Annotated in this window: 23 protein-coding genes; 10 read left to right on the top strand and 13 right to left on the bottom strand. The window is 66.9% G+C overall.

What is annotated here, in order from left to right; genetic code table 11:
- The first annotated feature begins 38 nt into the window (after positions 1 to 38).
- Positions 39 to 659: an L-threonylcarbamoyladenylate synthase gene (locus RW112_RS10490; protein WP_317781717.1), complete on the top strand. Its 621-nt coding sequence runs from the start codon at positions 39 to 41 to the stop codon at positions 657 to 659.
- Between the two features lie 11 nt (positions 660 to 670).
- Here RW112_RS10490 and ligD read toward each other — a convergent pair whose 3' ends face one another.
- Entirely contained in the window at positions 671 to 1693 is a 1023-nt protein-coding gene (gene ligD / locus RW112_RS10485; RefSeq protein ID WP_317781716.1) for a non-homologous end-joining DNA ligase, read from the bottom strand.
- A gap of 182 nt (positions 1694 to 1875) precedes the next feature.
- On the opposite strand from ligD, the gene RW112_RS10480 reads away from it, so the two are divergent.
- Both RW112_RS10480 and RW112_RS10475 read left to right on the top strand, forming a co-directional pair.
- Positions 1876 to 3792, top strand: coding sequence for an amylosucrase (locus RW112_RS10480; protein ID WP_317781715.1), 1917 nt, complete (start codon positions 1876 to 1878; stop codon positions 3790 to 3792).
- A 60-nt stretch (positions 3793 to 3852) separates the two neighbouring features.
- Positions 3853 to 4530, top strand: a complete 678-nt coding sequence (locus RW112_RS10475) for an alpha/beta family hydrolase (RefSeq protein WP_317781714.1) — start codon at positions 3853 to 3855, stop codon at positions 4528 to 4530.
- Between the two features lie 31 nt (positions 4531 to 4561).
- Here RW112_RS10475 and RW112_RS10470 read toward each other — a convergent pair whose 3' ends face one another.
- From RW112_RS10470 to RW112_RS10460, 3 genes are all read right to left on the bottom strand, one after another.
- Complete coding sequence (locus tag RW112_RS10470; protein ID WP_317781713.1) at positions 4562 to 6742, bottom strand: elongation factor G-like protein EF-G2; 2181 nt, start codon at positions 6740 to 6742, stop codon at positions 4562 to 4564.
- A gap of 112 nt (positions 6743 to 6854) precedes the next feature.
- Positions 6855 to 6995: a hypothetical protein gene (locus tag RW112_RS10465; RefSeq protein WP_317781712.1), complete on the bottom strand. Its 141-nt coding sequence runs from the start codon at positions 6993 to 6995 to the stop codon at positions 6855 to 6857.
- 150 nt (positions 6996 to 7145) lie between these two features.
- Complete coding sequence (locus RW112_RS10460) at positions 7146 to 7760, bottom strand: PadR family transcriptional regulator (protein WP_317781711.1); 615 nt, start codon at positions 7758 to 7760, stop codon at positions 7146 to 7148.
- A gap of 185 nt (positions 7761 to 7945) precedes the next feature.
- Between RW112_RS10460 and RW112_RS10455 the strand changes: the two genes are divergently transcribed.
- The gene (locus tag RW112_RS10455) at positions 7946 to 8485 is read left to right on the top strand and encodes a hypothetical protein (RefSeq protein WP_317781710.1); all 540 of its coding nucleotides are present in this window, start codon (positions 7946 to 7948) and stop codon (positions 8483 to 8485) included.
- 22 nt (positions 8486 to 8507) lie between these two features.
- On the opposite strand, the gene hrpB is transcribed toward RW112_RS10455, so the two are convergent.
- From hrpB to RW112_RS10440, 3 genes are read right to left on the bottom strand one after another with little or no spacing between them, the layout of a single operon-like run.
- Positions 8508 to 11192 carry an ATP-dependent helicase HrpB gene (gene hrpB, locus RW112_RS10450; protein ID WP_317781709.1) on the bottom strand — a complete coding sequence of 895 codons (2685 nt, stop codon included), beginning with the start codon at positions 11190 to 11192 and terminating at the stop codon, positions 8508 to 8510.
- Positions 11193 to 11225: 33 nt separating this feature from the next.
- Positions 11226 to 11411 (bottom strand): VOC family protein, encoded by a 186-nt coding sequence (locus tag RW112_RS10445; protein WP_317781708.1) that lies wholly within the window; start codon positions 11409 to 11411, stop codon positions 11226 to 11228.
- A 55-nt stretch (positions 11412 to 11466) separates the two neighbouring features.
- On the bottom strand, positions 11467 to 12861 hold the full coding sequence (locus RW112_RS10440) for a prealbumin-like fold domain-containing protein (RefSeq protein ID WP_317781707.1): 1395 nt from the start codon (positions 12859 to 12861) through the stop codon (positions 11467 to 11469).
- A gap of 464 nt (positions 12862 to 13325) precedes the next feature.
- Here RW112_RS10440 and RW112_RS10435 point away from each other — a divergent pair, with 464 nt between their 5' ends.
- Positions 13326 to 13985, top strand: coding sequence for a class I SAM-dependent methyltransferase (locus RW112_RS10435; RefSeq protein WP_317781706.1), 660 nt, complete (start codon positions 13326 to 13328; stop codon positions 13983 to 13985).
- Here RW112_RS10435 and RW112_RS10430 read toward each other — a convergent pair.
- Positions 13979 to 15172, bottom strand: coding sequence for a winged helix DNA-binding domain-containing protein (locus RW112_RS10430; protein WP_317781705.1), 1194 nt, complete (start codon positions 15170 to 15172; stop codon positions 13979 to 13981). The two genes, RW112_RS10435 and RW112_RS10430, sit on opposite strands and share 7 nt — an antisense overlap.
- 187 nt (positions 15173 to 15359) lie before the next feature.
- Here RW112_RS10430 and RW112_RS10425 point away from each other — a divergent pair, with 187 nt between their 5' ends.
- Both RW112_RS10425 and RW112_RS10420 read left to right on the top strand, forming a co-directional pair.
- Complete coding sequence (locus tag RW112_RS10425; protein ID WP_317781704.1) at positions 15360 to 16217, top strand: SDR family oxidoreductase; 858 nt, start codon at positions 15360 to 15362, stop codon at positions 16215 to 16217.
- A 101-nt stretch (positions 16218 to 16318) separates the two neighbouring features.
- Positions 16319 to 16903, top strand: coding sequence for a hypothetical protein (locus RW112_RS10420; protein ID WP_317781703.1), 585 nt, complete (start codon positions 16319 to 16321; stop codon positions 16901 to 16903).
- A gap of 13 nt (positions 16904 to 16916) precedes the next feature.
- Here RW112_RS10420 and RW112_RS10415 read toward each other — a convergent pair whose 3' ends face one another.
- From RW112_RS10415 to RW112_RS10400, 4 genes are all read right to left on the bottom strand, one after another.
- Positions 16917 to 17801 carry a helix-turn-helix transcriptional regulator gene (locus RW112_RS10415; RefSeq protein WP_317781702.1) on the bottom strand — a complete coding sequence of 295 codons (885 nt, stop codon included), beginning with the start codon at positions 17799 to 17801 and terminating at the stop codon, positions 16917 to 16919.
- 181 nt (positions 17802 to 17982) lie between these two features.
- Positions 17983 to 18582, bottom strand: a complete 600-nt coding sequence (locus tag RW112_RS10410; protein WP_317781701.1) for a dihydrofolate reductase family protein — start codon at positions 18580 to 18582, stop codon at positions 17983 to 17985.
- Between the two features lie 80 nt (positions 18583 to 18662).
- Entirely contained in the window at positions 18663 to 20516 is a 1854-nt protein-coding gene (ribA, locus tag RW112_RS10405) for a GTP cyclohydrolase II RibA (RefSeq protein ID WP_317781700.1), read from the bottom strand.
- A gap of 139 nt (positions 20517 to 20655) precedes the next feature.
- Positions 20656 to 21363 carry a FadR/GntR family transcriptional regulator gene (locus RW112_RS10400; protein WP_305940940.1) on the bottom strand — a complete coding sequence of 236 codons (708 nt, stop codon included), beginning with the start codon at positions 21361 to 21363 and terminating at the stop codon, positions 20656 to 20658.
- A 133-nt stretch (positions 21364 to 21496) separates the two neighbouring features.
- On the opposite strand from RW112_RS10400, the gene RW112_RS10395 reads away from it, so the two are divergent.
- The 3 genes from RW112_RS10395 to RW112_RS10385 all read left to right on the top strand — a co-directional run bounded on the left by RW112_RS10395 (position 21497) and on the right by RW112_RS10385 (position 25741).
- On the top strand, positions 21497 to 22897 hold the full coding sequence (locus RW112_RS10395) for an SLC13 family permease (protein ID WP_317781699.1): 1401 nt from the start codon (positions 21497 to 21499) through the stop codon (positions 22895 to 22897).
- A gap of 61 nt (positions 22898 to 22958) precedes the next feature.
- The gene (locus RW112_RS10390) at positions 22959 to 24206 is read left to right on the top strand and encodes a CoA transferase (RefSeq protein ID WP_317781698.1); all 1248 of its coding nucleotides are present in this window, start codon (positions 22959 to 22961) and stop codon (positions 24204 to 24206) included.
- A 2-nt stretch (positions 24207 to 24208) separates the two neighbouring features.
- Positions 24209 to 25741 carry a carboxyl transferase domain-containing protein gene (locus RW112_RS10385; RefSeq protein ID WP_317781697.1) on the top strand — a complete coding sequence of 511 codons (1533 nt, stop codon included), beginning with the start codon at positions 24209 to 24211 and terminating at the stop codon, positions 25739 to 25741.
- Here RW112_RS10385 and RW112_RS10380 read toward each other — a convergent pair.
- Entirely contained in the window at positions 25728 to 26885 is a 1158-nt protein-coding gene (locus tag RW112_RS10380) for an alanine racemase (protein ID WP_317781696.1), read from the bottom strand. The two genes, RW112_RS10385 and RW112_RS10380, sit on opposite strands and share 14 nt — an antisense overlap.
- Between the last annotated feature and the right edge of the window lie 32 nt (positions 26886 to 26917).

Here is a 26917-nt window from a genome sequence, read left to right as displayed (position 1 = left end):
TCCGTGCAGAAATCAACGCAGGGCCCTAAGCTCAGGGCATGGCCAGATACTTTGACGTGCACCCCGATGATCCCCAGCCCCGGGCGATAGGCCAGATAGTGGAGCTGCTGCGGTCCGGCGGCCTCATCGCCTACCCCACCGATTCCTGCTACGCCCTCGGTGCACAGCTGGGCAACAGGGACGCCCTGGACCGCATCCGTGCCATCCGGCAGCTGGACAGCAAACACCACTTCACCCTGGTCTGCAAGGATTTCGCCCAGCTGGGCCAGTTCGTCCAGATCGACAACGACGTGTTCCGCAGCATCAAGGCCGTCACGCCCGGAAGCTACACGTTCATTCTCCCGGCCACCAAGGAGGTGCCCAAGCGACTCCTGCACCCGAAGAAGAAGACCGTGGGCGTCCGCATTCCGGACAACGCCGTGGTCCAGGCGCTGCTGGCCGAACTGGGCGAGCCGCTGCTGTCCAGCACGCTGCTCCTGCCGGACGAGGAAGAACCGCTCACCCAGGGCTGGGAAATCAAGGAACGGCTGGACCACGTGGTGGACGCCGTGGTTGATTCCGGTGACTGCGGCGCGGAGCCGACGACGGTCATCGACTTTTCCAGCGGCTCGGCAGAGGTAGTGCGGCGCGGCATGGGCGATCCGTCCCGGTTCGAGTAGCCGCGCATGAGCTAGTCCTTCTTGCGCGCCCTGCTGGGCTGCACCCGCGGCGGTTCACCCGGCATCTTCGGATAGTCCGGCGGGAAGGGCAGTTCCCCGAGCCCGGCCGTAACGTCGCGCTCCCACCACTGGAGCAGGACGTCGATGCTTCCCGGGTTGGCGTTCATGTCCGCCCACGGGTCCCCCACGGTCTTCAGCCGCTCCGGGACGGTGAGGATGGTGAAGTTCTTCGGATCGGCGCTGCCCAGTTCGTCCCACGTGATGGGGCAGGAGACCGGCGCGTGGGACAGTGCGCGGGGGCTGTACGCGCCGGCTATGGTGCGGTCGCGGTTGGCCTGGTTGAAGTCCACAAACACCCGTTCGCCGCGCTCTTCCTTCCACCAGGCCGTAGTCACCTTGTCCGGCATCCTCCGCTCCAGCTCACGGGCCGCTGCGATGACGGCATGGCGCACCTCCAGGAATTCGTGCACGGGATCCACGGGCGCATACACATGCAGCCCGCGGTTTCCCGAGGTCTTGATGAACGCGTTGAGGCCCGCTTCGGCAAGGACCTCCTTCAGCTCCAGCGCTGCAGGGACGGCGTCGTCGAAGTCGGTTCCCGGCTGGGGGTCCAGGTCGATCCGCAACTGGTCCGGGTTGTCCGTATTCTCCGCCCGGGAGGGCCACGGGTGAAACACCACGGTATTCATCTGGGCGGCCCACACCGCGGCAGCCGGTTCGTCAAGAACCAGCATGGGATGCGAGCGCGCGCTCGGAAACGTCACCTTCACCGAGCGGACAAAGTCCGGCGTGCCCTTCGGCGGATTCTTGGAGAAGAACTGGTCGCCGTCGACGTTCTCCGAAAACCGCTGCAGCGCCACCGGGCGGCCGCCGTTCGCCGCGATGAACGGCTCCCCCACCTCCGCGAGGTATCGCGCAAGGTCCAGCTTGGTCAGGCCCAGATCCGGCCAGAGGACACGGCTGGGACTGGAGATGCGCATGTCGCGGGGGCCGTTGGGCCCGTTGACGGTGAGGGTGGTGGATTCGCTCGCCATGGTGACAACCTACCCCGGCCGGTCCGCTGCGTCAGCAGTTGGCGCCCCAACGGAAGAAACTTGGACCTGTCCACTGGGCACGCGAGCGACGGTCTGTAAGGATGTGAACTGGCCGGATGCCCCGCGGCGTCCGGGAAAGCACCCGAGAAGGTGCCCGGAAATCGTCGAAGGAGACCCGTTCCATGGTTGAAGCTGCTGGTGTGGACCACGCATCGAGGGAACATGCACTCAGCGCCTTGGATGGGCATGCAGGCCTCCTGCCACAGGGGCAGGACAGCGCCGGCTTCCGTGAGCGGCTCGACCGTCACTTCCCTGACCTGTACCGGCTGTTCCATGCCCTGTACGGCACCCGGCCGGACTTCCAGGACCAGCTGACGTCGCTGGTCATCCAGGCGGCCCGCTCGTGGAACGAGCGCCCGGCGGAGCTCAAGGCACTGGATGCCGAACGGGAGCACAACAGCGGATGGTTCCTCTCCAACAGCATGCTGGGCGGCGTCTGTTACGTGGACCGGTATGCGGAGGACCTCGAAGGAGTCCGCGCCCGGATTCCGTACTTCAAGGAGCTTGGCCTCACCTACCTGCACCTCATGCCACTGTTCCTGGCGCCTGAACCGCATTCCGACGGCGGGTACGCCGTCTCCAGTTACCGCCAGGTCAACCCGAAACTGGGGACCATGGAACAGCTGCGTGAACTGGCCGCTGAGCTTCGGTCCAACGGCATCAGCCTGGTGGTTGACTTCATTTTCAACCACACCTCGGATGAGCACGAGTGGGCCAGGCAGGCCGCGGCGGGCGATCCCGGGTACAGCGACTACTACTGGATTTTCCCGGACCGGACCATGCCGGACGCGTTCGAGCAGAACGTGCGCGAGATCTTCCCCGAGAACCACCCGGGGTCCTTCATCCGGATGGAGGACGGCCGCTGGGTCTGGGCCACGTTCCACACCTACCAGTGGGATCTGAACTACTCCAACCCGGACGTCTTCAGGGCCATGGCCGGCGAGATGCTCTTCCTGGCCAACCAGGGGGTGGATATCCTGCGGATGGACGCGGTCGCTTTCATCTGGAAGCAGCTCGGAACGCCGTGCGAGAACCTCCCTGAGGCCCACACGCTGCTTCAGGCCTTCAACGCCGTCTGCCGCCTGGCCGCGCCGTCGCTGCTGTTCAAGTCCGAGGCGATCGTCCACCCCGACGAAGTGGCCCTGTACATCGATCCGGCAGAGTGCCAGCTTTCCTACAACCCGCTGCAGATGGCACTGATTTGGGAGGCGATGGCCACCCGGAACGTGGCCCTGCTGTCACAGGCCCTTGAGCGCCGGCACACCATCCCCGAAGGTACGTCCTGGGTGAATTACGTACGGAGCCACGACGACATCGGCTGGACGTTCGCGGACGAGGACGCCGCCGAACTGGGCATCAACGGCTTCGACCACCGCCGCTTCCTCAACTCCTTCTACGTCAACCGTTTCCCGGGCAGCTTCGCGCGCGGCGTTCCCTTCCAGGACAACCCGCGGACGGGTGATTGCCGCATCTCCGGCACGACGGCGTCGCTGTGCGGCCTGGAGGACGGCGCCGGGCAGGCGGTGGATCGGATCCTGCTGGCCCATTCGGTGGCCTTCAGCACCGGCGGGATCCCCCTGCTGTACCTTGGCGATGAAGTGGGTCAGCTCAACGACTACGGCTACGCGGCGGAGGAGGGCCACGGCGCGGACAGCAGATGGGTGCACCGTCCCCACTACCCGGCCGGGAGATACGCGAAGCGCCACGACCCGGACACCCCCGAGGGCGCGGTGTTTGAAGGCCTTCGCACCATGATCTCGGTGCGGTCCGCGACTCCGGAATTCGCCGGAACCCATCTGGTTCATTTCGGCACGAACAACCCGGGCGTCCTGGGCTACCAGCGGCCAGGCGAAGGAACCCTCATCCTGGTCCTCGCCAACTTCAGCGACGGCCACGAGACCGTCACTGCGCAGACGCTCTCCGGATTCGCGTCCGGGGCCGTGGACGTGCTGACCGGGAACCCGGTGCGAATCGACGGCGGTGTCCCCCTCCGGCCCCAGGAGTTCCGCTGGTTGCGGGTCACCCCGGCCGGCGGCTGAGCCGGGGACTTCCGCCGGTCTGTGTGCCGGCTGTGCATGCGTATCCGGCATGATGGACTCATGCCCGCACCCGAGTCCCCCGTCACCATCAGCGTCGGCGATGTCCAGGTCTCCGGCGTCTACGCCCGGCCGGACGACCCATTCGCCACGCTCGTCCTGGCGCACGGCGCCGGCGCAGGCATGGAGCACCCTTTTATGGTCGGCTTCACCAACGCGTTGAATCACGACGGCGTCGCCACCTTGCGCTTCAACTTCCCTTACCGCGAGGCCGGACGGAAGTTCCCGGACCGGCCGCCCCTTGCCATAGCGGCGTGGCGTGCCGCCATGGAGGAGGCCGCGGCCAGGGCGGCCGCACACTCCGACACGGGTCCGGTGTGGGCTGCCGGCAAGTCGTTCGGCGGACGGATGGCGTCCATGGCGGTGGCCGAAGGAATGCCGGCGGCCGGGCTGGTGTACCTCGGCTATCCGCTCCATCCCCCGGGCAGGCCGGAGAAGCTGCGTGATGAGCACCTCTACGGCCTCACCCTTCCCATGCTGTTCATGCAGGGTACGCGGGACACGTTCGCTACCCCTGATCTGCTGGAGGGCGTGGTTGCCCGGATCGGTCAAACCGCCACCCTCCATTGGTACGACGGCGGCGACCATTCCTTTGCGGTCAAAGGCACCAGGCGAACGGCCGCCGAAATCGGCGCGTCCGTGGCGGCCCCGGTCGCGGCCTATCTGCGTTCACACGCCTAGGTTCCGACGGGCCGCGTCCGCAGGACGGGACCTACTGCCGCGGCGCCGAGCGGGCCAGGTTCGGCGGGACCGGCTCGTGGCGCAGGTAGGTGCGGCGGAACCGGCCGGTACCGGCGGTCAGTGCCCGCAACTCCACGGCGTAGCGCAGCAGTTCCTGCTCCGGTATTTCCGCGTTGATCTCGGTTCCGCTGCCGTCCGCCGAGGCGGTTCCGGTCAGCCTTCCGCGGCGGGACGAGAGGTCGCTCATCACTGCGCCCACATAGTCATCGGCGACGCTGATGGTCACCGCCAGGACCGGTTCGAGGAGTTGGATCCGGCCCCCGGCTGCCGCCTCCCGCAAGGCCAACGCCCCTGCTGCCTGGAACGCCGCATCCGAGGAGTCGACGCTGTGCGCCTTCCCCCCGGTCAGTGTCACTCGGATGTCCACCACCGGGAAGCCCGCTGACACCCCCTTCTGCATCTGTGCCCGGACACCTTTCTCCACCGAGCCGATGTACTGCCCCGGGATGACACCTCCCACGGTCTTGTCCACGAACTCGAAGCCTGCGCCGCGTTCCAGCGGCTCCACCTCGATGTCACAGATGGCGTACTGGCCGTGGCCGCCGGACTGCTTGACGTGCCGCCCGTGGCCCGATGCGGGTGCCGCGAACGTTTCCCGCAGCGGCGTAATCACGTCCACGGTCTGCAGCTTGACCCCCTGCTCACGCAGCCTGTCCAGCACCACCTCGCCGTGGGCTTCGCCCATGCACCACAGGATCAGCTGATGGGTTTCGGAGTTCCGTTCCACGCGGAGCGTCGGGTCGCCGGCCGCCACCTTCCCCAGGCTCTTGGCGAGGGCGTCCTCGTCGCTGCGGGAGGCCGCTTCCACGGCCACGGGCATCAGGGGTTCCGGCATGTCCCACGAAACGATCAGCAACGGGTCATCCTTGGCGGATACGGTGTCTCCGGTCTCGGCACTGGCCAGCTTGGCAATCGCGCAGATATCCCCCGCCACGCAGAACGGCACGGCTTTGAGGTTGGAGCCCACCGGGGAGTAGAGGTGGGTGAGTCGCTCATCGCTGTCATGGTCCTCGTGGCCACGCTCGGACAACCCCCGCCCGCTGACGTGGACGGCTGAATCCTCGCGCAACGTGCCGGAGAAGACGCGGACCAGGCAGACGCGGCCCAGGAACGGGTCTATGGTGGTCCGCACCACTTCGCCGGCGAGCGGGCCCGCAGGATCGCACGCCAGCGGGGCTGCCGGCGCGCCCGCAAGGCTGGTCACCTGCGGGAGGGCGCGCTCCAGCGGAGAGGGAAAGGCGCGGGTCAGCATTTCCAGGAGTTCGGCCATGCCCAGTCCCGTTTCGGCGGATGTCGCCAGCACGGGAAAGAATGTTCCGCGGGCGACGGCGGTCTCCAGATCGGTGACGAGCGCGTCGACGTCGATCTCCTCCCCTGCGAGGTAGCGGTCCATGAGTGTTTCGTCCTCGCTCTCCGAGATGATTCCCTCGATGAGGATTCCGCGGGCACTTTCCGCGCCGGCGATCTCGTCGGGGCTGGCATCCCGGACAGCGGGCGTCGCCGAGCCGGCGGAGTACTCCGATACGGTTCCGGAGAGCAGCCCGTGCAGCCCGGTGGTGGTATCGCCGGTGCGCACCGGTAGGTAGGCGGGCACCACTGATTCGCCGAACGATCGCTGGCACGCGGCCACCGTTGCCTCGAAGTTCGCGCGCGGGTGGTCCAGCCGGCTGATCACCACCGCCCGGGGCATCCCCACCTGGTCGCACTCCGCCCAGAGCGCCGTGGTGGCAGCATCGATGTCGTCGATGGCGGACACCACGAACAGGGCCGCGTCGGCTGCCCGCAGGCCCGCGCGGAGTTCGCCGGTGAAGTCCCCGTAGCCAGGTGTGTCGAGGAGGTTGACCTTGATGCCCTCCACCACCAGCGGGGCCACGGAGAGCACCACGGAGCGCTGTTGGTGCACCTCGGAGGGTTCGGCGTCGCTGACGGTGGACCCGTCCGCGATCGATCCCATCCGTGAGATCACGCCGGTGGCCGCCAGCAGCGCCTCCACCAGCATCGTCTTGCCCGCACCGGAGTGGCCCACCAGGGCCACATTGCGGACTTTCTCTGGCGCCTCGGCCGGGGCCCCGGCGGAGGCGTCCGCCTTCCGGGAATCAGAGGTGCCGCGGGCCGGGCTCTTGGCCCGGCCATTTGAGCCTTTTACCGACATGAGCAACTCCAGGCGTCTTAGTCGTGAGCCGCCGCGCGGCCTCCGTAAGACGATTCGACACCCTGAAGCGGCTGAACTTCAAGAGGGAGGGTTGTGACTCCTGCCTGACGGGCTAGGGTTCGTCGTGCCACCACCCTTCCCAGGGCGTGGAGGAGAGTTGCCCGCTGGGGAAAGCGTTCAGGGAACCCGGCCCGCCGGCGTGCGGTTCCTTGTCCTTCCAGCCGGAATGAAGGGAGAGTGTCAAAGTACTCAAGAGAGTCATCATGGTGTGTCCTTCCGTTCGCTGCGTGGACCGCTGTGTCCAGGTAGGAATGAGCGTAACGGTGCAATGTTTCGCGGCAACGTCGCAAGGTTTCCGCCGTGTATCAGTTACCTCACTGACGCACTCCGGGATCTGCCCGGCTCACTCCGCAAGGATGAGGTACAGCGCGCGCCGGGCCTCATCAATTTTTTCGACGGCGGCCAGGCGCTGTTCGTCGGTTGCCGCCACCCTGAACTGATGAATGACGCCCATGAGCTTTCCCACGCTCTGGTGGAACGCGGGTCCTGTGCCCTCCGGGTCGGTGTTCCAGGCGCTGCCCAGCTCCTCAGCGTGCTCCGCCACGTAGGCTTTGCCGGCATCGGTGAGCGTGAACTCGGTGCGCCGGCCTTCACCAACTTGCGTGATCAGGTCCTCGTCGACGAGTTGCTGCAGCGTCGGATAAACCGACCCCGGGCTGGGACGCCAGGCTCCGGAGGTCTTTTCGGCAATGGCCTTGATCAGCCCGTACCCGTTGGAGGGCGCTTCGGCCAGGAGGGCAAGAATGGCGGAGCGGACATCGCCCCTGTTGGCCCGACGCGGTCCCCCCGGCCCGAAACCCGGTCCGAACCCCGGCCCAAAGCCTGGCCCGAAACCCGGTCCAAAGCCCCGCCCGAACCCGCCACCGCCATGGCCATGGGGCCCCCGGTGGCTCCGGCCGCGCCCGAAACGTCCGCGTTCCGGCCCATTGTCTGCAAATTTGTCCTGAATGCCTTTCATGATGGCATCGCTTTCTTTCCAAGCCCGCCGACCATCGGCGATACTTAACGATATATCGGTAAGTATCGCCGGTCAATGGTCTTGATTCGGGCGTCTGGTCTCGGCGCTGTAGGGGCGTCGAGCGTGAATCCGCCATCCGGACCGATATGGCTTACCTTTCCTCGGGCGGAGCGTAGACTCGGCCCATGTCACGCCGTGGGGGAACGAGGCCGGGCCGCTGTGCTGCGGCAGTGGTGGTGTTAGGCAGCGTGCTGGCCGGATGTTCGTACGAGGACGCCAGCGATCCTCCGCCAACCGCCGCCCTTGAGTACAGCGGCCGTCCCGCGCCGTCCGTCCCGGCGAAAGGTGCGGACATTCTGGACAGGGAAGCCCGCAACTACGCCGAGCTGAAAGAGCGCCTGACAGTGGCGGCCGGGTCTGTGCTGCTTGACGAGTCCGGTCCCGCGGATGGACCCGGGGTCGGCTTCAGCAAAACCGCAAGAGTGAAGGCTGGGGGCGCGTACACCGTCACGGCGGCTTGTGCAGGCATCAAAGAGGTCAACATCTCAATCAGCCAGGATCCAGGGACCGCGGCCGAGTTGCCGCCACTCGTTCTCGATTGCTCAGGCGTGCTGTCGCAGGTCGTCGAACTGCAGCCCGGCTACGTCGGTGTCCATCTGACGCGTCAGGACCCCACCGGCCCCTGGACAGGGGCTGTCGCCGGGATACGCATCACCGCCGAATGAGGCTGGCTTGCCCGTAACGGCGTTACATCCTGCTCTTCGTCCCGGCGGTGGCCGGCGCCGTCCACGGGTCCTCCGGCCAGGGATGCTTCGGGTAGCGTCCGCGCATCTCGGCCCGTACCTGCGCGTACGGTCCCGACCAGAACGAAGCGAGGTCATCCGTCACCGCAAGCGGCCGCCGTGCCGGTGACAGAAGGTGGAACAGCACCGGGACCCGTCCGCCTGCCAGCCGTGGCGTTTCGGCCCAGCCGAAACACTCCTGCAGCTTGACCGCCACCACCGGGCGTCCGTCGTCGTGCTCTGCATCAGGGTAGTCAATCCGGACGCGCGAACCGCTCGGCACCTCCAGCGTTTCCGGCGCCAGTTCCCCCAGCCGGGAGGCGTCGGGCCACGGCAGCAGCCTGCGCAGCGGTTCGGTGAGGTCGACGCCGGCCGTGGCCTTCCCGCCGGCCAGCGCTTCGAGTTCGGGCGCCAGCCAGTCGTCCAGCCGGGACAGCAGCGCCTGTTCGGACACATCGGGCCACGGACCGCCCAGTTCCCGGTGCAGCAGCGCAAGACGGCGGCGCAGGGCGTCCGCCGTCGTCGACCATCCGATGGTTCCCAGCCCTTCCTTGGCCAGTGCGCGGGCCACAGCGGCCCGCCCCTCGGCGGCTGACGGCCGGACCGGCGTCGAGGAAAGCAGGATGCTTCCCAGCCGGCGCTCCAGCCGGGCCGTGACGCGCCCCTGGGCGAATCCGGCTTCCACGGTGTCCCTGAGCAGGTGCCGTGCGGCGGCTTCAGCCGTCTCGGCAGACAGCGGGGCCGCGGAGCGGATGACGGCGCCGGTTCCCGCCGCGTCGCGGCCTTCAGCGCGTGAGACTTCGGCGACAGCCAGCCACTCCTGGCCTGACAGCGGGCTGCCGGCCGGAAGGCCCGCCCGGGTGCCGGAGGACAGCAGGTAGCGCTCCCCCGCCCCGGGGACGCGGCGCGCCACCCGGTCCGGGAAGGCGAGGCCGACGACGAACCCGACGGCCTCCGCGGAGGCCACCGGGGACACGGCCGGGGTTTGTTCGACGGCGGCGATCTCCTTGCGGACGATCGCTTCCATCCGCCGGACATCCTCCTTCCACCGGCGGGCCGCCGGATCGTTTCCCGGACGCAGCGCAGCCAGCAGCCGGGTGAGGTCGGCGCCGGGAGCGCGCTGGTCACCGGCAACGACGGCCACGGTTTCTGCAGCGGTCCGGTGGCCGACGGTTGCGGCACCGTCCAGGAGGGCGCGGGCCAGGCGCGGGTCTGCGGGAATCCTGGCCAGGGTCTTGCCCAGGCCCGTGGCAAGGCCGTCGGGACCAACGGCGCCCAGTTCGCGCAGGACCTCAATGGCGTCCGCCATCGCGGCCGCGGGCGGGGCGTCCGGAAGGGCCAGGCCGTGCCCGCCCGGTGATCCCCAGCAGGCCAGCAGCAGCGCCGCACCGGTCAGGTCGGCGACGGCTATTTCGGGGGTCTGGTGGGCTGGAGCGGCGCCGAACGTCCGCTGGTCATAGCACCGGACCACACGTCCCGGCCCCTGGCGGGCGGCACGTCCGGCGCGCTGCTCGGCGGACGCACGCGAGCAGGACACGGTCACCAGGCCGGACATGCCGCGGTTCGTGTCGCGCCTCGGCTCACGGGACAGGCCGGAGTCAATGACCAGCCGGACTCCCGGGACAGTCAGGGAGGATTCGGCCAGCGCGGTGGAGACGATGATCCGGGCACGTCCGCCGGGTTCCCGGCCGGAGACCGCGCGGTCCTGTTCAGTCGGTCCGGCCTGGCCATGCAGCTCCAGCACCTCGGCGTCAGTCCGGCCGCGGAGGCGGTCAGCGACGTGCGAGACCTCCCGCGCCCCCGGAAGGAAGACCAGAGCGTCGGTGCCCGGGTCGGCTGCCAATGCGTTGGCATGCGCTGCCGCGGCGGTGTCCGCCACATGGTCAAGGAACGCGCGGGTCACGCCCCGCGTGTCCAGCCGCGCCACAGCCGCCGGTGCCCACTCCGTCTCCAGCGGGAACAGTGCGGACGGACAGTCGACGACGGGAGCCGGGCCGCCGCCGTCGTGGTTTCCGTCCTGTCCTGACCCGAGCAGGGCGGCGAAGCGCGGCGCGTCCAGTGTGGCGGACATCGCCACCAGCATGAGGTCGCCGCGCAGCTCGCGGACCTCCGCGAGCAGGCCGAGGAGCAGGTCGGTCTCGAGTCCGCGTTCGTGGACCTCGTCCAGGATCACGGCGTCCACGGTCTCCAGGCCCGGGTCGGAAAGAAGCCGCTGCAGCAGGATTCCGGGCGTGACGAACTCGATCAGGGTGCCCGGACCGGAGACGCGCTCGCCCCGGACCGTGTAGCCGACCCGGTCCCCGAGACGGCTGCCGTCCAGGGCTGCGAGGCGGCGCGCGGCCGACCTCGCGGCGACGCGGCGGGGCTGGGTCACCACCACGCGCGGGCCGCGGTGTTTTCCTGCCCGGGCGGTGCCTGCGCCGCCGGATCCGGAGGGGGACGCGAGGTTGGCCAGCAACGGTGGAACGAGGGTGGTCTTGCCTGTACCGGGCGGCGCCTGGACCACGGCGGTTCCGCCCGCGCCGCCTGCCCGCAGGGCACCTGCCAGGTCCACCAGGGAGGCAGCGAAGGCCAAACCCGCACCGATGACGCCCAGGTCGAAAGCTGGGTTGGAGCGTGCGGCGGCGGGAGGGTGGAGCGGAGAAGTCACGCCTCCATTGTGCCTGCCCGTGACCGCTGAGGGTCAGCCTGCGGCTGCACTGACGGCGAAGAAGCCTCCTTGGGGGTCGCCGATCACGGCATTGCGGAATCCGGGCGTGTCCATCGGAGCCATCAGGATGCTGCCGCCCAGGGCGACAGCGCGGCGGGCCGTGGAGTCCGCATCATGCACGGCGAAATTGACGCTCCAGCTGCGTGCGGCCTGAAGCACTGAAGGACCCGGATCAGGCGAACTGGTCCGGGTCCTTCGCGCTCAGACTCTGCGCCTACTGCGGGATGTTGACGTTTGCCGGGTGGTCGCCGTGGCTCAAGTCGCCGTAGGCGGCGCCGCCCAGGCCGCACAGTTGGGCAGCCGTCAGACCGGACGGCGCGGCAGCGAGGGACGTCTTATCCTCTCCGTTCACAGTCACGGTGCTGGGGTACAGGGAGTTGTCAGCTTCCTTGCAGACCAGGACGATGACCTTGAAGTCGCGGGGGTTGATGAAGGTCAGTGTCACTGTGCCTCCGGCCCCCACAACAGCCTGCTGCGGGTCTGCGGTGTCATGTCCAGCCGGGGTGGTGGTCTCCACTACCCAGTAGTTGCCGGTCGGCACATCCGCAAAGGAGCACTTGCCGTCGGCGCCGGTGGTGCAGGTCAGGCCGGTTGTGGTGTCCTCAGTGCCCGGTGCGGTTCCAACAGGAGCCTCGTCCTTGTAGAGAGTGAATACCGCTCCCTGCAGTGCCGAGGCTGGCGAATCGTCATCCACCTTCACAACGTCGATCTTGCCGCACTTGTCGAAGTCCAGTGGCTGAGGGGCAATGAAGTCCTTCACCGCGGCGGTGAATGAATCGGACGAACGGCTCTTCAGGTAGGCGGTGCTGAAGCCTTTGCAGGTGCCCGCCGGGATGATGCCTGAATCCGTCAGGTTGATTGCGGCCTCACCGAAGGTCCTGGCACTGAGCGTGCGGGGATTATCCGGAGCAATCGGGTCAACGACACTGACAGTATTTATCGAGCCTTCAAAATTGCCCGTGAGCGGCTGAACTTTGCCCCAGCAGGGGACGGAATTGGATGCTTCGCAAACATCTCGGCCTACGCCCGTCGTCACCCAAAGGTGGTAGCCGAGCGTCGGAACCGTACCGCCCTGGGAGAGGTCGTACTTGATGAGAACGTCTCCCGCACTGCGGACAGGGGTGACCCCATTGCCAGACAGCGTGGCGGACTTGTTGAATTCGAAGTCCATGTTCGTGGTGCCGGTGGGCTCTTGGACCCGTTCCCAGGCGAGGTATGCAAAATCCTTGTCGCCTTCAGTGACAAGTTTTGTGTAGAAGCGGGTCAGGTCGCTCTTATTGTTCGGAATGGATCCATCAATGACGGTCGGGACGGCAGTGTCTTCCTTCGTTCCGTTGCCGAACGAGTCGTCATTCTGCCCTGTTGGTTTGTCAATGCCGCAGCCCACTTTAGGCTCGGATACGCAATTGATTCCAACATTTATCCAGTCCTTGGTCTCGTCATCGAGGACCAGATTGCCGTCGGATGCGTCGAAGGGGCTTCCCGGTAGATTGGCCTGGGCCGCTGTGGTGCCGGAGAGAAGTAACACCAAACACGCTAAACCTGCACCCCAATGGGCGACGGTTTTATTTCTCACGGAATTCTCACTTTCTGTGCTGGATGATAACAACGTGGGGAATTAACCCCACACCCTGGAATTCCCAGCAATTCCCTCATTATGAACGGCCAGCCGGAGGCCGGCCGGCCTAACCACACCCGCGATAGATCTGGAAACTCCTGGCGGGAGTGCGAAAAAACATTAGTCGCACTCACAGTCAAACTCGGGAGCCGGACAAATACAGCAGTGGTGTACACCTAACTCGCCTGAGCCGGTGTACTCGCATGACTGAATTACTACGGACTTTCTTCCCCATCAAGTGGAAATTGATTCGAGTAGTCCCGGCATTTGCGCACATATCCCACAATTCGCGGCAACACCGCAAAGGCGCCGATTATATTTATCAAAATGACGAATAAAGACACTGGCCATAAAAAATGCTCCCCGGCCCATCCGGCAGCCCGAGCAGGCAATTTGGTGGCAGTCCTGCGGCAGGTCGTATGCCAGTAATGGCATTCCCGGGATAGCCTTTCCGGATGCCTGTTGACGATCGACTTGCCCGGGCCCGGTCCGCCTACGACTTGGTGGCAGAGAGCTATTCGCGGCTGCTCCCTGATGCCAGCATCGAGGCACCGGCTGACCGCGGAATGATCGAAGCGTTTGCCAGCCACATCAAAGAGGGGGACGGCCGGCTAGTGCTGGACGCCGGGTGCGGCACGGGACGGATGATCGGCTTGTTGGAGTCCTTGGGACTCTCGACGGCGGGGATTGACATGTCCGCCGGAATGCTTGAGGTTGCCCGGAGGAACCATCCCGGATTGGACTTCGATGTTGCAGAGCTGGCGCACCTCCCCCATGCAGACCAGCAGCTGGACGGGATTTTCGCCTGGTATTCCATCATCCATTTGCAACCTTGGGAGATACCCGGAGTCTTTACGGAGTTCTTTCGGGTCCTTGCGCCCGGAGGATATGTGCTCGTCAGCTTCCAGGCGGGTGAGGGCCGCCGGCACATCTCCCGCGCCTACGGGCACAACGTCTCCATGGATGCGCAATTCTTCCCATCGGCGTGGATCTCCGAACAACTGGCCAACGCCGGATTCACCACGGTCGCCCGGATGACACGCGAACCTGGGCGCCTTGAACGGTCACCGCAGGCAGTCATACTCGCGCGGCGTCCGCCGGTGCGGGGTCAATAGGCCTCGAACTCGACCTCTACGGCCGGCGCGCCACGCAGCGCCGCGACCTGCCCGGCCTCATCCTTGAGCGACTTGATGTCTTGATCTCCCAGAGCGCCGAACGTCTTCACGGCGATGGTCAGCTTCGGCCCCCTCAGGCGCGGACGCCATGTGCCCGCAAGCTTCCCCCTCGTAAGGACCGTGCCTGGTCCGCCCGCCGCTTTCCAGACTTCCCGGTGGTACTTCTCGTCGACGATCGTGTTCCGATCGTGTATCTGGGTGTACGGATCATGTGGCGGGAGCAGACGCACCCCTTTCGGCATCGGCGCGGACAGCAGCGCGTCGAGATCCTCGGTGAGGATCCAAGATGGCAGGCCGGCGAAGTCGACCTGTGTCATCTCGTCCTCGATCAGGCTCCACCATGGGCCGGTGTCACCCGGATGGACCCCCGTCCATGCGGCGAACCCGCCGCGTGTTGACGGTCCGTAGCAGCGCAAGTAGCGGCGAAGCAGTTCGGCGCGTGCGAGGTCCGGGGCGACGTCCGGGATCGGATGGCCAAGCCATTCATTGACCAGGACGAGTGGTGCCTTGTTCCCGGTGCGCGGCGCGAAGCAGACCACACGCTGCAATGTGAGGATGCGGATGCAGAAATGGACTATGCCCTCGCCAAACGGCTGCCCGGGGGCGTATGGACCGTTCTCCTGCCAGATGCCTCGTTGTCGCTGCGGCAGCCTGCGGGCAATTCGCGTGGCGATCTCTGCGCCCAACTCGTTGATGGCGAGCCTCCGCCCGGACAGGACGTCGCCGATCTCGGCGCCCGTCAGCTCAACGGCCTTGGTGAAGCTCATCCCGAGCTTGTCCAACGCCGGCTCCACGCCGGAAACAAGGTGGCGCATCGCCTCCTCGGTGGGCGGCAGCACTCCGGTAGTGAAGACCGCTGCATCCGAGGTCGGGAAGTAGAACGGCGAGCCGCGCATGCACCAGGACTGCAGCAGGCTTTTCTCCTCGGCGACTGCGGAGGCCAACTGATCCTGCCTGAAGTTCCCCACCCTGGCGTGCAGGGCCAGCAGCGCCGACCCGGGCGGGCTGTTCTGAATGCCGCACCGCCCGGCAGCGCGGGGCAGCCCGTCCTCCGCTAGCCGTTCGGTGAGGCAGTGGGCGCCAAGACGAAACGCAATGACCTGGCCCTTCGAAATCCTGTGAGGCACTGGCTCATACTATCGCCGCCTGTCAGCCGCCCCTGGGAGAGAGCTGCTTCGCCCTGCCAATGCTTACCTGAAGGTGCCTATAGCACTTCAAAGTGCGTCATCCGGTGCCGGAATTGTTGCCCCCCGAAGCGGGTTGGCCATGACAGAAGGCGCTGAACAGAAGCGCCCGGATACCTAGGAGAATCCCATGTCCATTGTCATTGCAGGAGCCACCGGCCAGCTGGGACGCCTCGTCGTCAAGGAACTGCTGAGCCGCGGGGTACCGGCCGACCGGATCGTGGCGGCGGGCAGGTCCGCCGAGCAGCTCGCCGAACTATCGGCGCGCGGCGTCAACACCGCAACGGTTGATTACAACGACCCGGCCAGCGTAAATGCTGCCCTGAACGAGGGCGACACTCTCCTTCTCATATCCGGCAGCGACGTCCAGAACCGCACCACCCAGCACCAGACCGTCATCGACGCCGCCGTCCGGGCGAAGGTCGGCCACATCCTCTACACCAGCGTCCTGGCGGCCGACACCACCCCGCTGGTCCTGGCACCCGACCATGTGAAGGCCGAAGAGCTCATCCGCGCCAGCGGACTACCCTTCACCTTCCTGCGCAACGGCTGGTACACGGAAAACTACGCTGCCGCCCTGCACTCGGCCCGCGAGACCGGAACGCTCCTGGGCAGTGCCGGCGAGGGACGTGTGGCCAGCGCAACCCGCGCTGACTACGCCGCAGCCATCGCCGCCGTCCTGAGCACAGCCGGACATGAAGGCCACGTTTACGAGCTGTCAGGCGATCACGCCTGGACCTACCAGGAGCTGGCGTCGGCCTTCTCCACGGTCCTTGGACGCCCCGTTAGGTATGCCTCGGTGAGTCCGGCTGAACACGCCCTCGCCTTGGAGGCCGCAGGCCTTGACGCCGCGACAGCAGGATTCCTCGCAGCCCTGGACGGCAACATCCAGCAGGGTGCACTCGCATTGTCCACCGGCGACCTCGCCCGGCTGGCAGGCCGTCCCACCACTCCCCTGCTTGACGGTCTGCGCCCGCTGGCCGGGTGAGCCCGCCGCTGGGCTGGGAGGCCCGCCGCTGGGCTGGGAGGCCCGTCCCGGCGGATAATGGCATCCACAGGCTACGGTCGGCGCGGTCAGGAGGGGCCGGAATGCACACTATTCCGCGGATTACGGTGGAGGTGCCGGTGCTCAGCATCGGATCCGGCCCCTCGGACTATGAGGGCCTTGGCAGCTACGTCCGTGCCCTGCGCAGGCCGCGCGGACTGCATATGACGCTGCTGCACCTCGGGGTACTGGACGATTTCTCCCAGGACGTCTCGGAATGGACCAAAGGCATAACCAGCGCTGATGCCGCTGTCCACAGCACACTGACCTGGTTGGACGGGCTGCCCGTGCTGGACGGCTTCGCCGGCAGCGCCGAGCGGTTGATTCCGCTGGGCGGCGGCAACGTGACCGGGCTTGAAGTGGACGTTCCGGAGCACGTCCGGAAATACCAGGTATTCCTCGTCCAGGCCCTCCACGAACTGCTGGACGGGTTGCTGGTGGACAACGTCGATGACTTCATCCTCAGTTCCCGGGCCCTGGGCTTCAGGTCCCCGCACTGGTTACCGCACGTTGCCGTGGGCAGCCCCCGCACCAGGGACGCCGGGACGCGGGAGATTCAACCGCTCACCATAGAGTTCGGCGAATCACGGATCAGGAACCGTCAGATGCTCCCCGGCGCCGGACAATAGGGCCGGAGCGCACCTATTGCGTCTTTTCCGCTGCAGGCACGGCGTCTTGGCTGACGGTGGTGGCCGCCCAGCTGGCCAGCAGCTTCAGGCGCTCGTCGCTGGCAGAACCGGGTTCGGCGGTGTACGCGAACATGGTCCAGCCGGGATTGGCCGGCAGTTCCATCGCCTCGTAGGCGAGTTCAAGGTCGCCCACCACCGGATGGTGCAGCTTCTTCATCCCGGTCCGGTGGAAACGGACGTTGTGGGCCGCCCACCGGGTGCGGAACTCCTCGCTGCGGGTGGCGAGTTCCCCCACCAGATCGGTGAGGCCCTTGTCGTGCGGGCGCTGGCCGGCGTAGCTGCGAAGGATGGCCACGACGTCGTTCGCCACCTGTTCCCAATCAGGGTAAAAGGTGCGCGCCCCCGGGTTGAAGAACACAAAACGTGCACTGTTGGCGGGACGCACCGGATCAGCGAGGATCGGCGCGTACAGCGCGCGGCCGAGCGCGTTGGCGGCGACGAAATCCATGCGCTCATTGCGGATCCAGGTGGGCGCGCCGGTGACGGAATCCAGGAACCGCTGCAGCCCGGGGCGCACCTGCTCCGGAGGTGCCGGACGACGACGGCGGGCAGGCCGCTGCTGAGCCGCGCGGGCCAGGGCAAAAAGGTGGGCGGTTTCGGCTTCGTCAAGCCGCAGCGCGTGGGCGATCGCTTCCAGGACTTCGTCGGAAACACCGGTAAGGTTACCGCGCTCCAGCCGGGCGTAGTAGTCCACACTGACCGAGGCCAGGGTGGCCACTTCTTCCCGGCGCAGCCCGGGCACGCGCCGGTTGGTGCCGACGATCAGGTTCACCTGCTCGGGCGTCACTTTGGCCCGGCGGGACCGGAGGAACTCACGTACGTCGCTTTGGCTATCCATGGAATCAGGCTACGTCGGGTCCCGCGATCCCGGGAGGGCCTGCCAGAACACCGTTCGCGGCGGCCTACGCCGCGGCACGCCCGGCCAACCCGTCCGCGATTCTGGCGATCATCCTGGTCAGCTACTTCTAAATCGTGCTGGACGCTTCCATCCGCCGCCGCCCTCGTCATCGTGCTGATCTTCATCGTTCCGGCCGAGGCCGCGGCCCGCCGGACCCAACAGAATATTCGAGCTCAACCAGCCCGGCGTCGTAGGTCTTTGCGCCCAGGAGGGTGAGGAGGAGGGGATCGTGGCCGGAAGGGAATACGCCCCGGCCCGCGCCAATGGCAACGGGCATGACGACAAGCCGGACGCCGTCCACTTCGCCGGCGTCAAAAAATGCCTCGCTCAAGGTCAGGCTGCCCCAGAGCACGATGTTGCCCCCGAATTCGCCCTTGATGCGGCGGATCGCCGCAACCGCATCCCCTGATTCGACCGCGGCCTCGGGATAGTCGCCCCACGGTGCGTTCTTCAACGTCCGGGAGAACACAAAGCGGCGCAGTGCGTTGAGTGCCGGCGCGATGATTTCGCCTTCTGATGCCGGAGTGGGCCAGAATTCAGCGAACATCCTGTATGTGGATGCGCCGAGGACCATCGCATCGACGGTATCGAGCCACGCCAACTGGCTGCGGTCGAATTCGGCCGTGCCCCCTTCGAGCATCTCGTAGGCCGTAAATTCGTTATTGGCATTGGCGGCGAAACCGTCGGCAGTAACGAATTCCTGAACAATCAATCGACCCATGATCGGCACCTCGCTTCCGTGGTCCGATGGACTTTACGCCGGGCCGTGGCCCCCTTCAACCCGTCAAAACCTTCAACCCGTCAAAACGCTGAAACCGTGAACCCCAGGCCCAGCAGGCCGCGGCCCGCCTGTTCAAGGATCGGGTCCAGGGTCAGCGTCGGGTGGTTGAGCAGAACGTCAACGTCGCGTTGGATGCGCTGGAGCGGATGGGACAGGCGGTGCGCGCTCCCGCCCGATCCTGCCATGATGTGGCGAACCGCGTCGGCCGACGCCTTGCCGCTGAGGGCGAGCGCGAGCCGGAATTGTGCCCGCTCGTGGTCCGTCATTGCCATGGGCCGTCGCTGATGGGAGGCAGTTATTACCCGGACCGCTTCATCCCACTGCAAACGAGCCGTGGCAACGAGCCCGTAAGCGTGCGAGAACCGCGCCTGTGCAAGGGGCGAATCAGCCTGCCGGTTTTCAGCCGTGTTCTTGACTTTGCGCACCAGAACGCGTTCGCGGAACAATTCGACGGCGTGCTCGGCCGCCCCCAGGGCGGCGGCGGGTGCCACCAGGTTCAGCAGCGTGGCCAGGGGTGTGTGGATGATCGGATCCGGATGGATCCGGCTGCCGGGATTGTCAGCGGCGCTCAGCAACGCCCAGTCAAGCGTCCGATACTCCGGAACAAAAAGCCCCTCCGCCTGGATATCGTTGCTGCCCGTTCCCCTCAGGCCGGCGGTATGCCAGACGTCCAGCAGTTCGACGTCGGACATGGGAACCAGGCACTGCAGGCGGGCGTCCCCGTGCTGCACGGCCAGCAGCGCCCACTCCGAATGCATCACGCCCGAGGCAAAGGTCCAACGGCCCGTAATGGAGTAGCCTCCCGGAACTTTGACCGCCTGCCCGACGGGGGCGCCGGTGGCGGCGGCCAGAGGTGCCGGTCCGTCGGCGAAGACGTCGTCCTGGACGTCACGCGGCCAACGGGAGAGCATCCAGACATGCTCAATAAGGTGCCCGACGGTCCACGCTGTGGAGGGGCATCCCCGGCCGACCCGACGCACAACCTCAACGTATGTTTCCACGCCCATGCCGAAGCCACCAACGGCCTTCGGCGAGAGCACACGGAAGACATCCGCCTCCTTCAAATCCGCCATCGTGGCGTCCGGAAGGCGGCGGATCCGCTCGGTTTCCTCGGCCCGCTCCCGCAGGCGTGGCACGAGCGCGTCGACGCGGGCCAGCATCTCCTCATCGCTTGGAAGGTCAGCGGGCGCAAGGTCGAGGGTATGCGCCGTGTGGTCCCGCTTGGTGGCCAGGTAACCGCGGTTGGCCGGCGAGAGGTGAACCCCGGTGGGGACCTGCTCTGTGACGCCGATGCCCAGGACGCGGAGCTGGGCTGCTTTGTCCGGGTTGTTGGTGAGCAGGCGGACGGTGGTGGCCCCGATGGCGCCCAGCATCTGGGCAGCTGCCGTGTAGTCGCGCTCATCGTCGCCATGGCCCAGGGCACGATTCGCCTCGTAGGTGTCAAGACCGGTGTCCTGCAGGGCGTAGGCGTCCAGCTTCGGGTACAGGCCGATGCCGCGGCCTTCCTGGCGGAGGTAGAGGAGGAACCCTCCGGTGGCGCTGATTTCCTCCACCGCTTCCCGCAGCTGCGGACCGCAGTCACAGCGCTGGCTGCCGAACACGTCGCCGGTCAGGCATTCGCTGTGCAGCCGGACCAGCGGGCCTGCGCCAGGCATCGCCGGATCTTGCACATCCGTATCAAGCAGCGCCTGCTCCCAGGCGCCCAGGGCGAGCAGCAGGTGTTCCTTGCCGTCGGCAAGCCCGTGAAACGTCAGCACCTCTGCCGTGGACACGAACCCGTCGGGGAAGCGCAGCGGTACGGTAACCCTGCTGCGGATGGCAGCGGCGGCTACTGCCACAGCAAGCGGCGTGAAGGGCTCGGACACAACGGTCATCTTGGCCTCAGCATTCGGTAAGGGTTGCAAATTACTTGAAGGTTGAAGTTAACCGTACAGCCGGTTAGTTGAACCTGCAAGTATTTGCCACACCTCGCCCGCCGTCCGGGCCCCAGCGGGCCGCCCCCCGCGGGGCGGCCTAGGAGTTCTTCAGCAGGGCCACATCCGAGACGAGTTCGATGTGCTCCAGCATTGCCGCGGCCGCACCAGCAGAATCCTGCGCCCTGATGGCGTCAGCAATCTTGCGGTGGGATGCGAGTGACTGCTCCGGGCGGCCCGGCTGCCCGAGCGACTCGAGCCGGGTCTCCAGCACCATCCCGGCGATGAACGTCATGAGCTGAGCGAGCACCGCGGAGTGTGCGGCGGCGGTTACGGCCTGATGGAACAGTTCGTCGCCATGCGCGCCCCGGCCGCCTGAGGCAACCTCCTCAGCCATCGCATCGAGGGCCTTGTCGATGGCCTTCATGTCCGCCTCGCTGCGCCGGGCCGCGGCCAGTTCGGCAAGCTTGACCTCGAGCGTGCTCCGCGCTTCAACGATCTCCGGAAGCCTGCTGCGGTGTTCGCGCAGCCCCTTGATCACGGACGGAACATTGGGCCGGTAGACCAGCACGGCCCCGGTGCCGTGCTGGACATCGATCACGCCAAGAACTTCAAGCGCCACCAGGGCCTGCGCCAGCGTTGCGCGGGAGACCCCCAGCCGCTCGGCCAGCTCACGCTCTGCCGGCAGGGTGTCCCCTGGCCCCAGCTCGGCGGCCTCAATGAAGTCCATGAGCTGCTCCACGAGCTGCTCATAGAGCCGCGGCCGCGAGACCCTGGAGATCTGTTGCGTTGCTGTCTTCTTTGGCATTGCGCGTCCTTCCGGCGACGTCCTGACCCCAAGCCTACCGAAGAACTATTGACAAAGACACCTAGTGTCTAGGAGGCTAGGCCAGTGAGCCAGTAATCCACGTCACACCAACCCCTGATCCGGAGGAACAACGATGTCCGCTCCCGTCCTGTCCATCATCATCCTGGCGGTGATGTTCCTGCTGGCCACGGTGCTGCCCCTCAACATGGGCGCCCTGGCTTTCGTAGGGGCGTTCCTGCTGGGGTCGGTCGTCCTCGGCATGTCCACCAACGACATCCTGGCCAATTTCCCCGGCGGCCTTTTCCTGACCATCGTCGGCGTCACGTACCTCTTCGCCATCGCACAAAACAACGGCACCATTGACCTCCTGGTGCGCGGCGCCGTCCGGCTGGTAGGCAACAAAGTGGCGCTGATCCCCTGGGTCATGTTCGCCATCACCGCGCTGATCACCGCCGTCGGCGCATTGTCCCCCGCCGCTGTCGCCATCATCGCGCCGATCGCCCTCAGCTTTGCCGCCAAGCACAAGATCAACCCGCTCATGATGGGCATGATGGTCATCCACGGCGCCCAGGCCGGCGGCTTCTCCCCCATCGCCGTCTACGGCGTGACGGTCAACGGCATTATCGGCAAGACCGACCTCGAAGCCAGCCCCATGGCCATCTTCCTGGCCAGCTTCCTGTTCAACCTGGCCATCGCGGTGGTGCTGTCGCTCGTCCTCGGCGGCGGCAGGTTCCGGTCCACCAAAGCCGGCCGGGTAGTGGAACAGGCCGCTGAAACGCGGATGTCCGTCAGCGTCGGCGCCCGCGCAGCCGGCGTCACCCTGCAGGGCTCCGGCTCGGACATCTCCCCGGCCGGCGTTTCGGCCAAGGGCACTTCGGGCGGCTCCGGAGCGCCTGCAGCGGATCAAGCAGGCGTCTCCGCGAACGGGGCCCGCGCCAATATCCCCCAGCTCGTCACCATCCTGGGCCTGATCGCCCTCGCTGTCATCTCGCTCGGCTTCAAGGTGGACGTCGGCTTCGTCTCCATCACGATCGCCATCGTCCTGGCCCTGGTGTCCCCGGCCGCCCAGAAGGGCGCTGTGAACAAGATCAGCTGGTCTACCGTCCTTCTCATCTGCGGCATGCTCACCTTCGTGGGCGTCCTCGAGGAAGCCGGCACCATCAAGTTCGTTTCCGACGGCGTAGCCCAGCTCGGCATGCCGCTGCTCGCCGCCCTGCTGATCTGCTACATCGGCGGCGTCGTTTCGGCCTTCGCCTCCTCCACCGCCATCCTCGCAGCCCTCATCCCGCTGGCCGTACCCTTCCTGGCCACCGGCGAAATCGGCGCGGTGGGCGTCATCGCCGCCCTCGCCGTCGCCTCGACGATCGTTGACGTCTCGCCGTTCTCCACCAACGGCGCACTGGTGCTTGCCAACGCGCCCGAAGACGTGGACAAGGACCGGTTCTACAAGCAGATCCTGGCCTACAGCGGCATCGTCGTCGTGGCCGGTCCCGCCATCGCCTGGCTGGTCATGGTGGTCCCGGGCTGGCTGTAAGGGCCGCCACCCAACCCCGCCGCTGCAACCCAGGCATCCATATTCAACAAAAGGAACTCCCATGAAGAGCACTGAATCCACGACGCGGACCGACGGCCCGCTCTCGGGCTACCTTGTGGTGGACCTGAGCCGCGCCCTGGCCGGCCCGCATGCCGGCATGATGCTGGCCGATCTCGGAGCCCGGGTCATCAAGGTCGAAAACCCCGGCACCGGGGACGACACCCGCGGCTGGGGCCCGCCCTTTGTCGGGCCTGAGGATGATCCGCAGGCCACCTACTTCCTGTCCTGCAACCGGAACAAGGAATCCATCGCCCTGGACCTGAAGAGCGACGACGGGCGGACAGTCCTGCGCGAACTGCTGGAACGCGCCGACGTCGTGATCGAGAACTTCCGCCCCGGCGTCCTGGACCGGCTGGGTTTCTCCGCCGCTGAAATGCACGCGCTCAACCCCGCCTTGGTGATCCTGTCGATCACCGGATTCGGGCATGACGGCCCGGAATCCCGGCGCAGCGGCTATGACCAGATCCTGCAAGGCGAAGCCGGGCTGATGTCCCTGACGGGTTCGGGGCCCGAGGACCCCCAGCGGGTGGGTGTGCCCATCGCCGACCTCTTGTCCGGCATGTATGGCGCCTTCGGCACCCTGGCGGCTCTGCTGCAGCGCGAACGGACCGGGCAGGGCCAGATCGTCCGCACCTCACTGCTTGCGGCCCTTATCGGTGTGCACGCCTTCCAGGGCACCCGGGCCACTGTGGCCGGCGAGGTTCCGAAAGCCCAGGGCAACCACCACCCCTCCATCGCCCCCTACGGCCTGTTCCACTGCCGGCAGGGGAAGGTCCAGATCAGCGTGGGAAGCGAAAAGCTCTGGAACACCTTCGCCTCCGCCTTCGGAATCGACGGAGCACGGCCGGAATTCGCCAGCAACGCGGACCGGGTGCGCAACCGCGAGAAAGTCATTGAAGAAGTGGAGTTGGCGTTCTCCGATTACGAGGCCGGGGAACTGCTCACAAAGCTCAACGAAGCCGGCATACCGGCCGGCAAGGTCCGGACGCTGGACGAGGTCTATGCCTGGGAGCAGGTCCATTCCCAGGGGCTGGTGATCGACGTCGACCACAAGATCCTGGGCAGCGTGAGCCTGCCCGGTCCACCGCTGCGGTTTTTCAGCGCAGCGGACACCGCCGAAACGACCCTCACGGCGCACACCGCCCCGCCGCTGCTGGACCAGGACGGCGAACAGATCCGGCAGTGGCTCGGACTGCTGCCCGCCGGCGCAAACGGCACCCCCGCCGGCCCGGAGCAGGAAGTGCGCTGACCATGCTGACAGAACAGAAGGTCGGGCACCTCGACGCCGCCGAACTCATCACCGCGGTGCTCGACCCGGGTTCCTACCTGAGCTGGGACGCTCCGGTGGTTGATCCCGATGCCGGACCCGAGTACCAGGAGGAACTGGCAGCCGCACGTGCCAGGACAGGAGTGGACGAATCCGTCATCACCGGTGAAGGCCTCATCCGCGGCCGGCGTGTGGCTGTCATCGTCAGCGAGTTCCGGTTCCTCGCCGGGTCCATCGGGCTGGCCGCAGCGGAGCGCATCGTCACCGCCGTCGAACGGGCCACCCGGGAGGGCCTGCCGCTCCTGGCCGGCCCGGCGTCGGGCGGCACCCGCATGCAGGAAGGCACCATCGCCTTCCTGTCCATGGTGAAAATCAGTGCCGCCGTCCGCGCGCACCGCCAGGCCGGGCTCCCCTATCTCGTGTACCTCAGGCACCCCACCACCGGAGGGGTCATGGCGTCGTGGGGATCCCTCGGCCATATCACCGTGGCCGAACCCGGCGCCCTGCTTGGATTCCTTGGACCGCGCGTCTACGAGGCGCTGCACGGCACGCCGTTTCCGGAGAACGTTCAGGTCGCTGAAAACCTCTTCGACAAAGGCCTCATCGACGCCGTGGTCCCTCCGGCGCAACTGTCCGACGTCGTCGACCGCGCCCTGGGCATGCTGGTCAGCGGTCCGCACCCGCAGCTCGCGCCGCCGAAGACCCTCTCAGTCAAGCCGTCCGACACCGGCGCCTGGGAATCGATCGAAATCTCCCGCAATCCCCGCCGGCCGGACCTGCGGCAGCTCCTGGCCTACGGGGCCCGGGACGTCCTCCCGCTGAACGGCACAGGTCAGGGGGAAAAAGACCCCGGGCTTCAGCTTGCCCTGGCACGCTTCGGCCAGGAATCCTGCGTGGTCATCGGCCACACCCGGCCCAGGCCCGCACGGCAGACCGCCATGGGACCGGCGTCGCTCCGGGAAGCACGTCGCGGGATGCGGCTCGCCGAAGAGCTGGGGCTGCCGTTGCTCACGGTCATCGACACCGGCGGCGCGGCCTTGTCCAAGGAGGCCGAGGAAGGCGGGCTGGCCGGCGAGATTGCCCGGTCACTGCACGACCTGATTGGATTGCATTCCCCTACCGTGTCCGTACTGCTGGGCCAGGGTGCCGGGGGCGGGGCGCTGGCCCTCCTGCCCGCGGACCGCACCATCGCCGCCCGGCATGCATGGCTGTCCCCGCTGCCGCCCGAAGGCGCGTCCGCCATCGTCCACCGGAGCACCGCTTTTGCCCCGGCCATGTCCGAAGCCCAGGGCGTCAACGTGGCAGCCCTCTACGCCGCCGGCTTGGTGGAGCACATCGTGGACGAACGCGGCCACGCCGACCACGGCGACGCTTCCCTTGAGTCAAGGGCATTCTGCCTGCGCATGGGACGGGCCATAGAGTACGAGCTCGCCGCCCTGTCCGCCGCCGGGATGAACGAGCTGCTCCCCCGGCGGCTGGCAAAGTACCGGAACCTGGGCGGCATCATCGCCGGGTGATCCCCACGCGGACAGCGTCCAAAGAGGACCGGTGGAAATCCGTGTGCCACACATCGATGTCCCGTCCCTGTCCGTCGGTGACCACGTATTCGGGCCAGCGGTCGAAGGCCGAGCAGGGATGGGAGATGCCGAAGTCCACCATGTCCGTGACGTCCAGGCCGGACACTCCGGTGAGGACTGCGTGGTGGTCGAAGAGGTTGCGCACTGAAGCCGCCGCACCGACCCTTGGGGCGCCGTCAGCGGTCTGGGCGGACAGGACCACCGGCAGTCCGGCGTCGTAGGGAAGGTCGCGCTTGCCGGCGCCGACGACGGCCATGCCTGCTTCGGGGATTGACAGCACGACGGCGCGGACAGTCAGGGCCGGGATCAGACCGGGCACGGGGCTGACGCCCGCGTACGTGCCGTGATCGTGGGTGACGTAGCAACCCGATCGGAGGATCCGCCGCGTTCCGGGCACGTGGCCGGCGTCCGGAAGGTAGTCCGCCACACGGTCCGGGAACGCGGAGCCGCCCATGGAGTAGACGGGCCGGGGCGTTTCAAAAAACGGCACGGCTTCCAGATAGATGTCCCGCACCAGGCGGCAGTGCCGGTCGACGGCGGCAACGGTCTCGTCCGCCCTGCTGTTGGGCACCACGCCTTCGTAGCCGGCCACTCCAACGAGCCTGAGGCCCGGCTCGGCGCGGACCAGTTCGGCAAGGCGGACAGCATCGTGGAGGTTCCGCACTCCCGTGCGCCCGCCCGGCGTTCCGACGTCGAGCAGCACTTCCAGGGGCGGGCCCGCTTCCCCGGTGAACACCTGCGCCGCTGCGGTGATGCCGGCAGCGGAGTCGACGAAACAGCGGATTTCGCGCCCGGGGTCTTCATCCAACCAGCTGCGAAGCCTTGCCAGGCCCTCCCGGTCCACCACCTCATTGGCGATGAGAACCTGCTGGTGGCCCCAGTCCAGCGCCGCGGCCACCTGGTCCACGGTGGCGACGGTCACGCCGACGGCACCGGCGGCCAGTTGGCGGGTGATGATCGGGGCGGACATGGTGGTCTTCACGTGTGGCGCCAGATCCACCTGCCGGTCCCGGCACCAGGCCGCCATGACGCGGATGTTGTTGTCAAGGGCATCGAGATTGAGCCGGAGCTGCGGATACGGCATGCTCGATTGTGTCACGGCCCGGGCTGTCCAGG

Origin of the sequence: Arthrobacter sp. B10-11 (genome assembly GCF_033142195.1) — a bacterium.
Lineage (GTDB): Bacteria > Actinomycetota > Actinomycetes > Actinomycetales > Micrococcaceae > Arthrobacter > Arthrobacter oryzae_C.
Note: the sequence above shows the minus strand (reverse complement) of the source record. Positions and strands in the feature narration are given on the sequence as shown.

Bases quoted from the DNA above. Each gene is read 5' to 3' on its own strand.
- RW112_RS10390 (WP_317781698.1), top strand. From the start codon at position 22,959: ATGAAGAGCACTGAATCCACGACGCGGACCGACGGCCCGCTCTCGGGC.
- ribA (WP_317781700.1), bottom strand. From the start codon at position 20,516: ATGACCGTTGTGTCCGAGCCCTTCACGCCGCTTGCTGTGGCAGTAGCC.
- RW112_RS10470 (WP_317781713.1), bottom strand. From the start codon at position 6,742: ATGTCGGTAAAAGGCTCAAATGGCCGGGCCAAGAGCCCGGCCCGCGGC.
- RW112_RS10380 (WP_317781696.1), bottom strand. From the start codon at position 26,885: ATGCCGTATCCGCAGCTCCGGCTCAATCTCGATGCCCTTGACAACAAC.
- RW112_RS10480 (WP_317781715.1), top strand. From the start codon at position 1,876: ATGGTTGAAGCTGCTGGTGTGGACCACGCATCGAGGGAACATGCACTC.
- RW112_RS10490 (WP_317781717.1), top strand. From the start codon at position 39: ATGGCCAGATACTTTGACGTGCACCCCGATGATCCCCAGCCCCGGGCG.
- RW112_RS10475 (WP_317781714.1), top strand. From the start codon at position 3,853: ATGCCCGCACCCGAGTCCCCCGTCACCATCAGCGTCGGCGATGTCCAG.
- RW112_RS10385 (WP_317781697.1), top strand. From the start codon at position 24,209: ATGCTGACAGAACAGAAGGTCGGGCACCTCGACGCCGCCGAACTCATC.
- RW112_RS10395 (WP_317781699.1), top strand. From the start codon at position 21,497: ATGTCCGCTCCCGTCCTGTCCATCATCATCCTGGCGGTGATGTTCCTG.
- RW112_RS10435 (WP_317781706.1), top strand. From the start codon at position 13,326: ATGCCTGTTGACGATCGACTTGCCCGGGCCCGGTCCGCCTACGACTTG.
- RW112_RS10400 (WP_305940940.1), bottom strand. From the start codon at position 21,363: ATGCCAAAGAAGACAGCAACGCAACAGATCTCCAGGGTCTCGCGGCCG.
- RW112_RS10415 (WP_317781702.1), bottom strand. From the start codon at position 17,801: ATGGATAGCCAAAGCGACGTACGTGAGTTCCTCCGGTCCCGCCGGGCC.
- RW112_RS10420 (WP_317781703.1), top strand. From the start codon at position 16,319: ATGCACACTATTCCGCGGATTACGGTGGAGGTGCCGGTGCTCAGCATC.
- RW112_RS10410 (WP_317781701.1), bottom strand. From the start codon at position 18,582: ATGGGTCGATTGATTGTTCAGGAATTCGTTACTGCCGACGGTTTCGCC.
- ligD (WP_317781716.1), bottom strand. From the start codon at position 1,693: ATGGCGAGCGAATCCACCACCCTCACCGTCAACGGGCCCAACGGCCCC.
- RW112_RS10425 (WP_317781704.1), top strand. From the start codon at position 15,360: ATGTCCATTGTCATTGCAGGAGCCACCGGCCAGCTGGGACGCCTCGTC.
- RW112_RS10455 (WP_317781710.1), top strand. From the start codon at position 7,946: ATGTCACGCCGTGGGGGAACGAGGCCGGGCCGCTGTGCTGCGGCAGTG.
- RW112_RS10460 (WP_317781711.1), bottom strand. From the start codon at position 7,760: ATGAAAGGCATTCAGGACAAATTTGCAGACAATGGGCCGGAACGCGGA.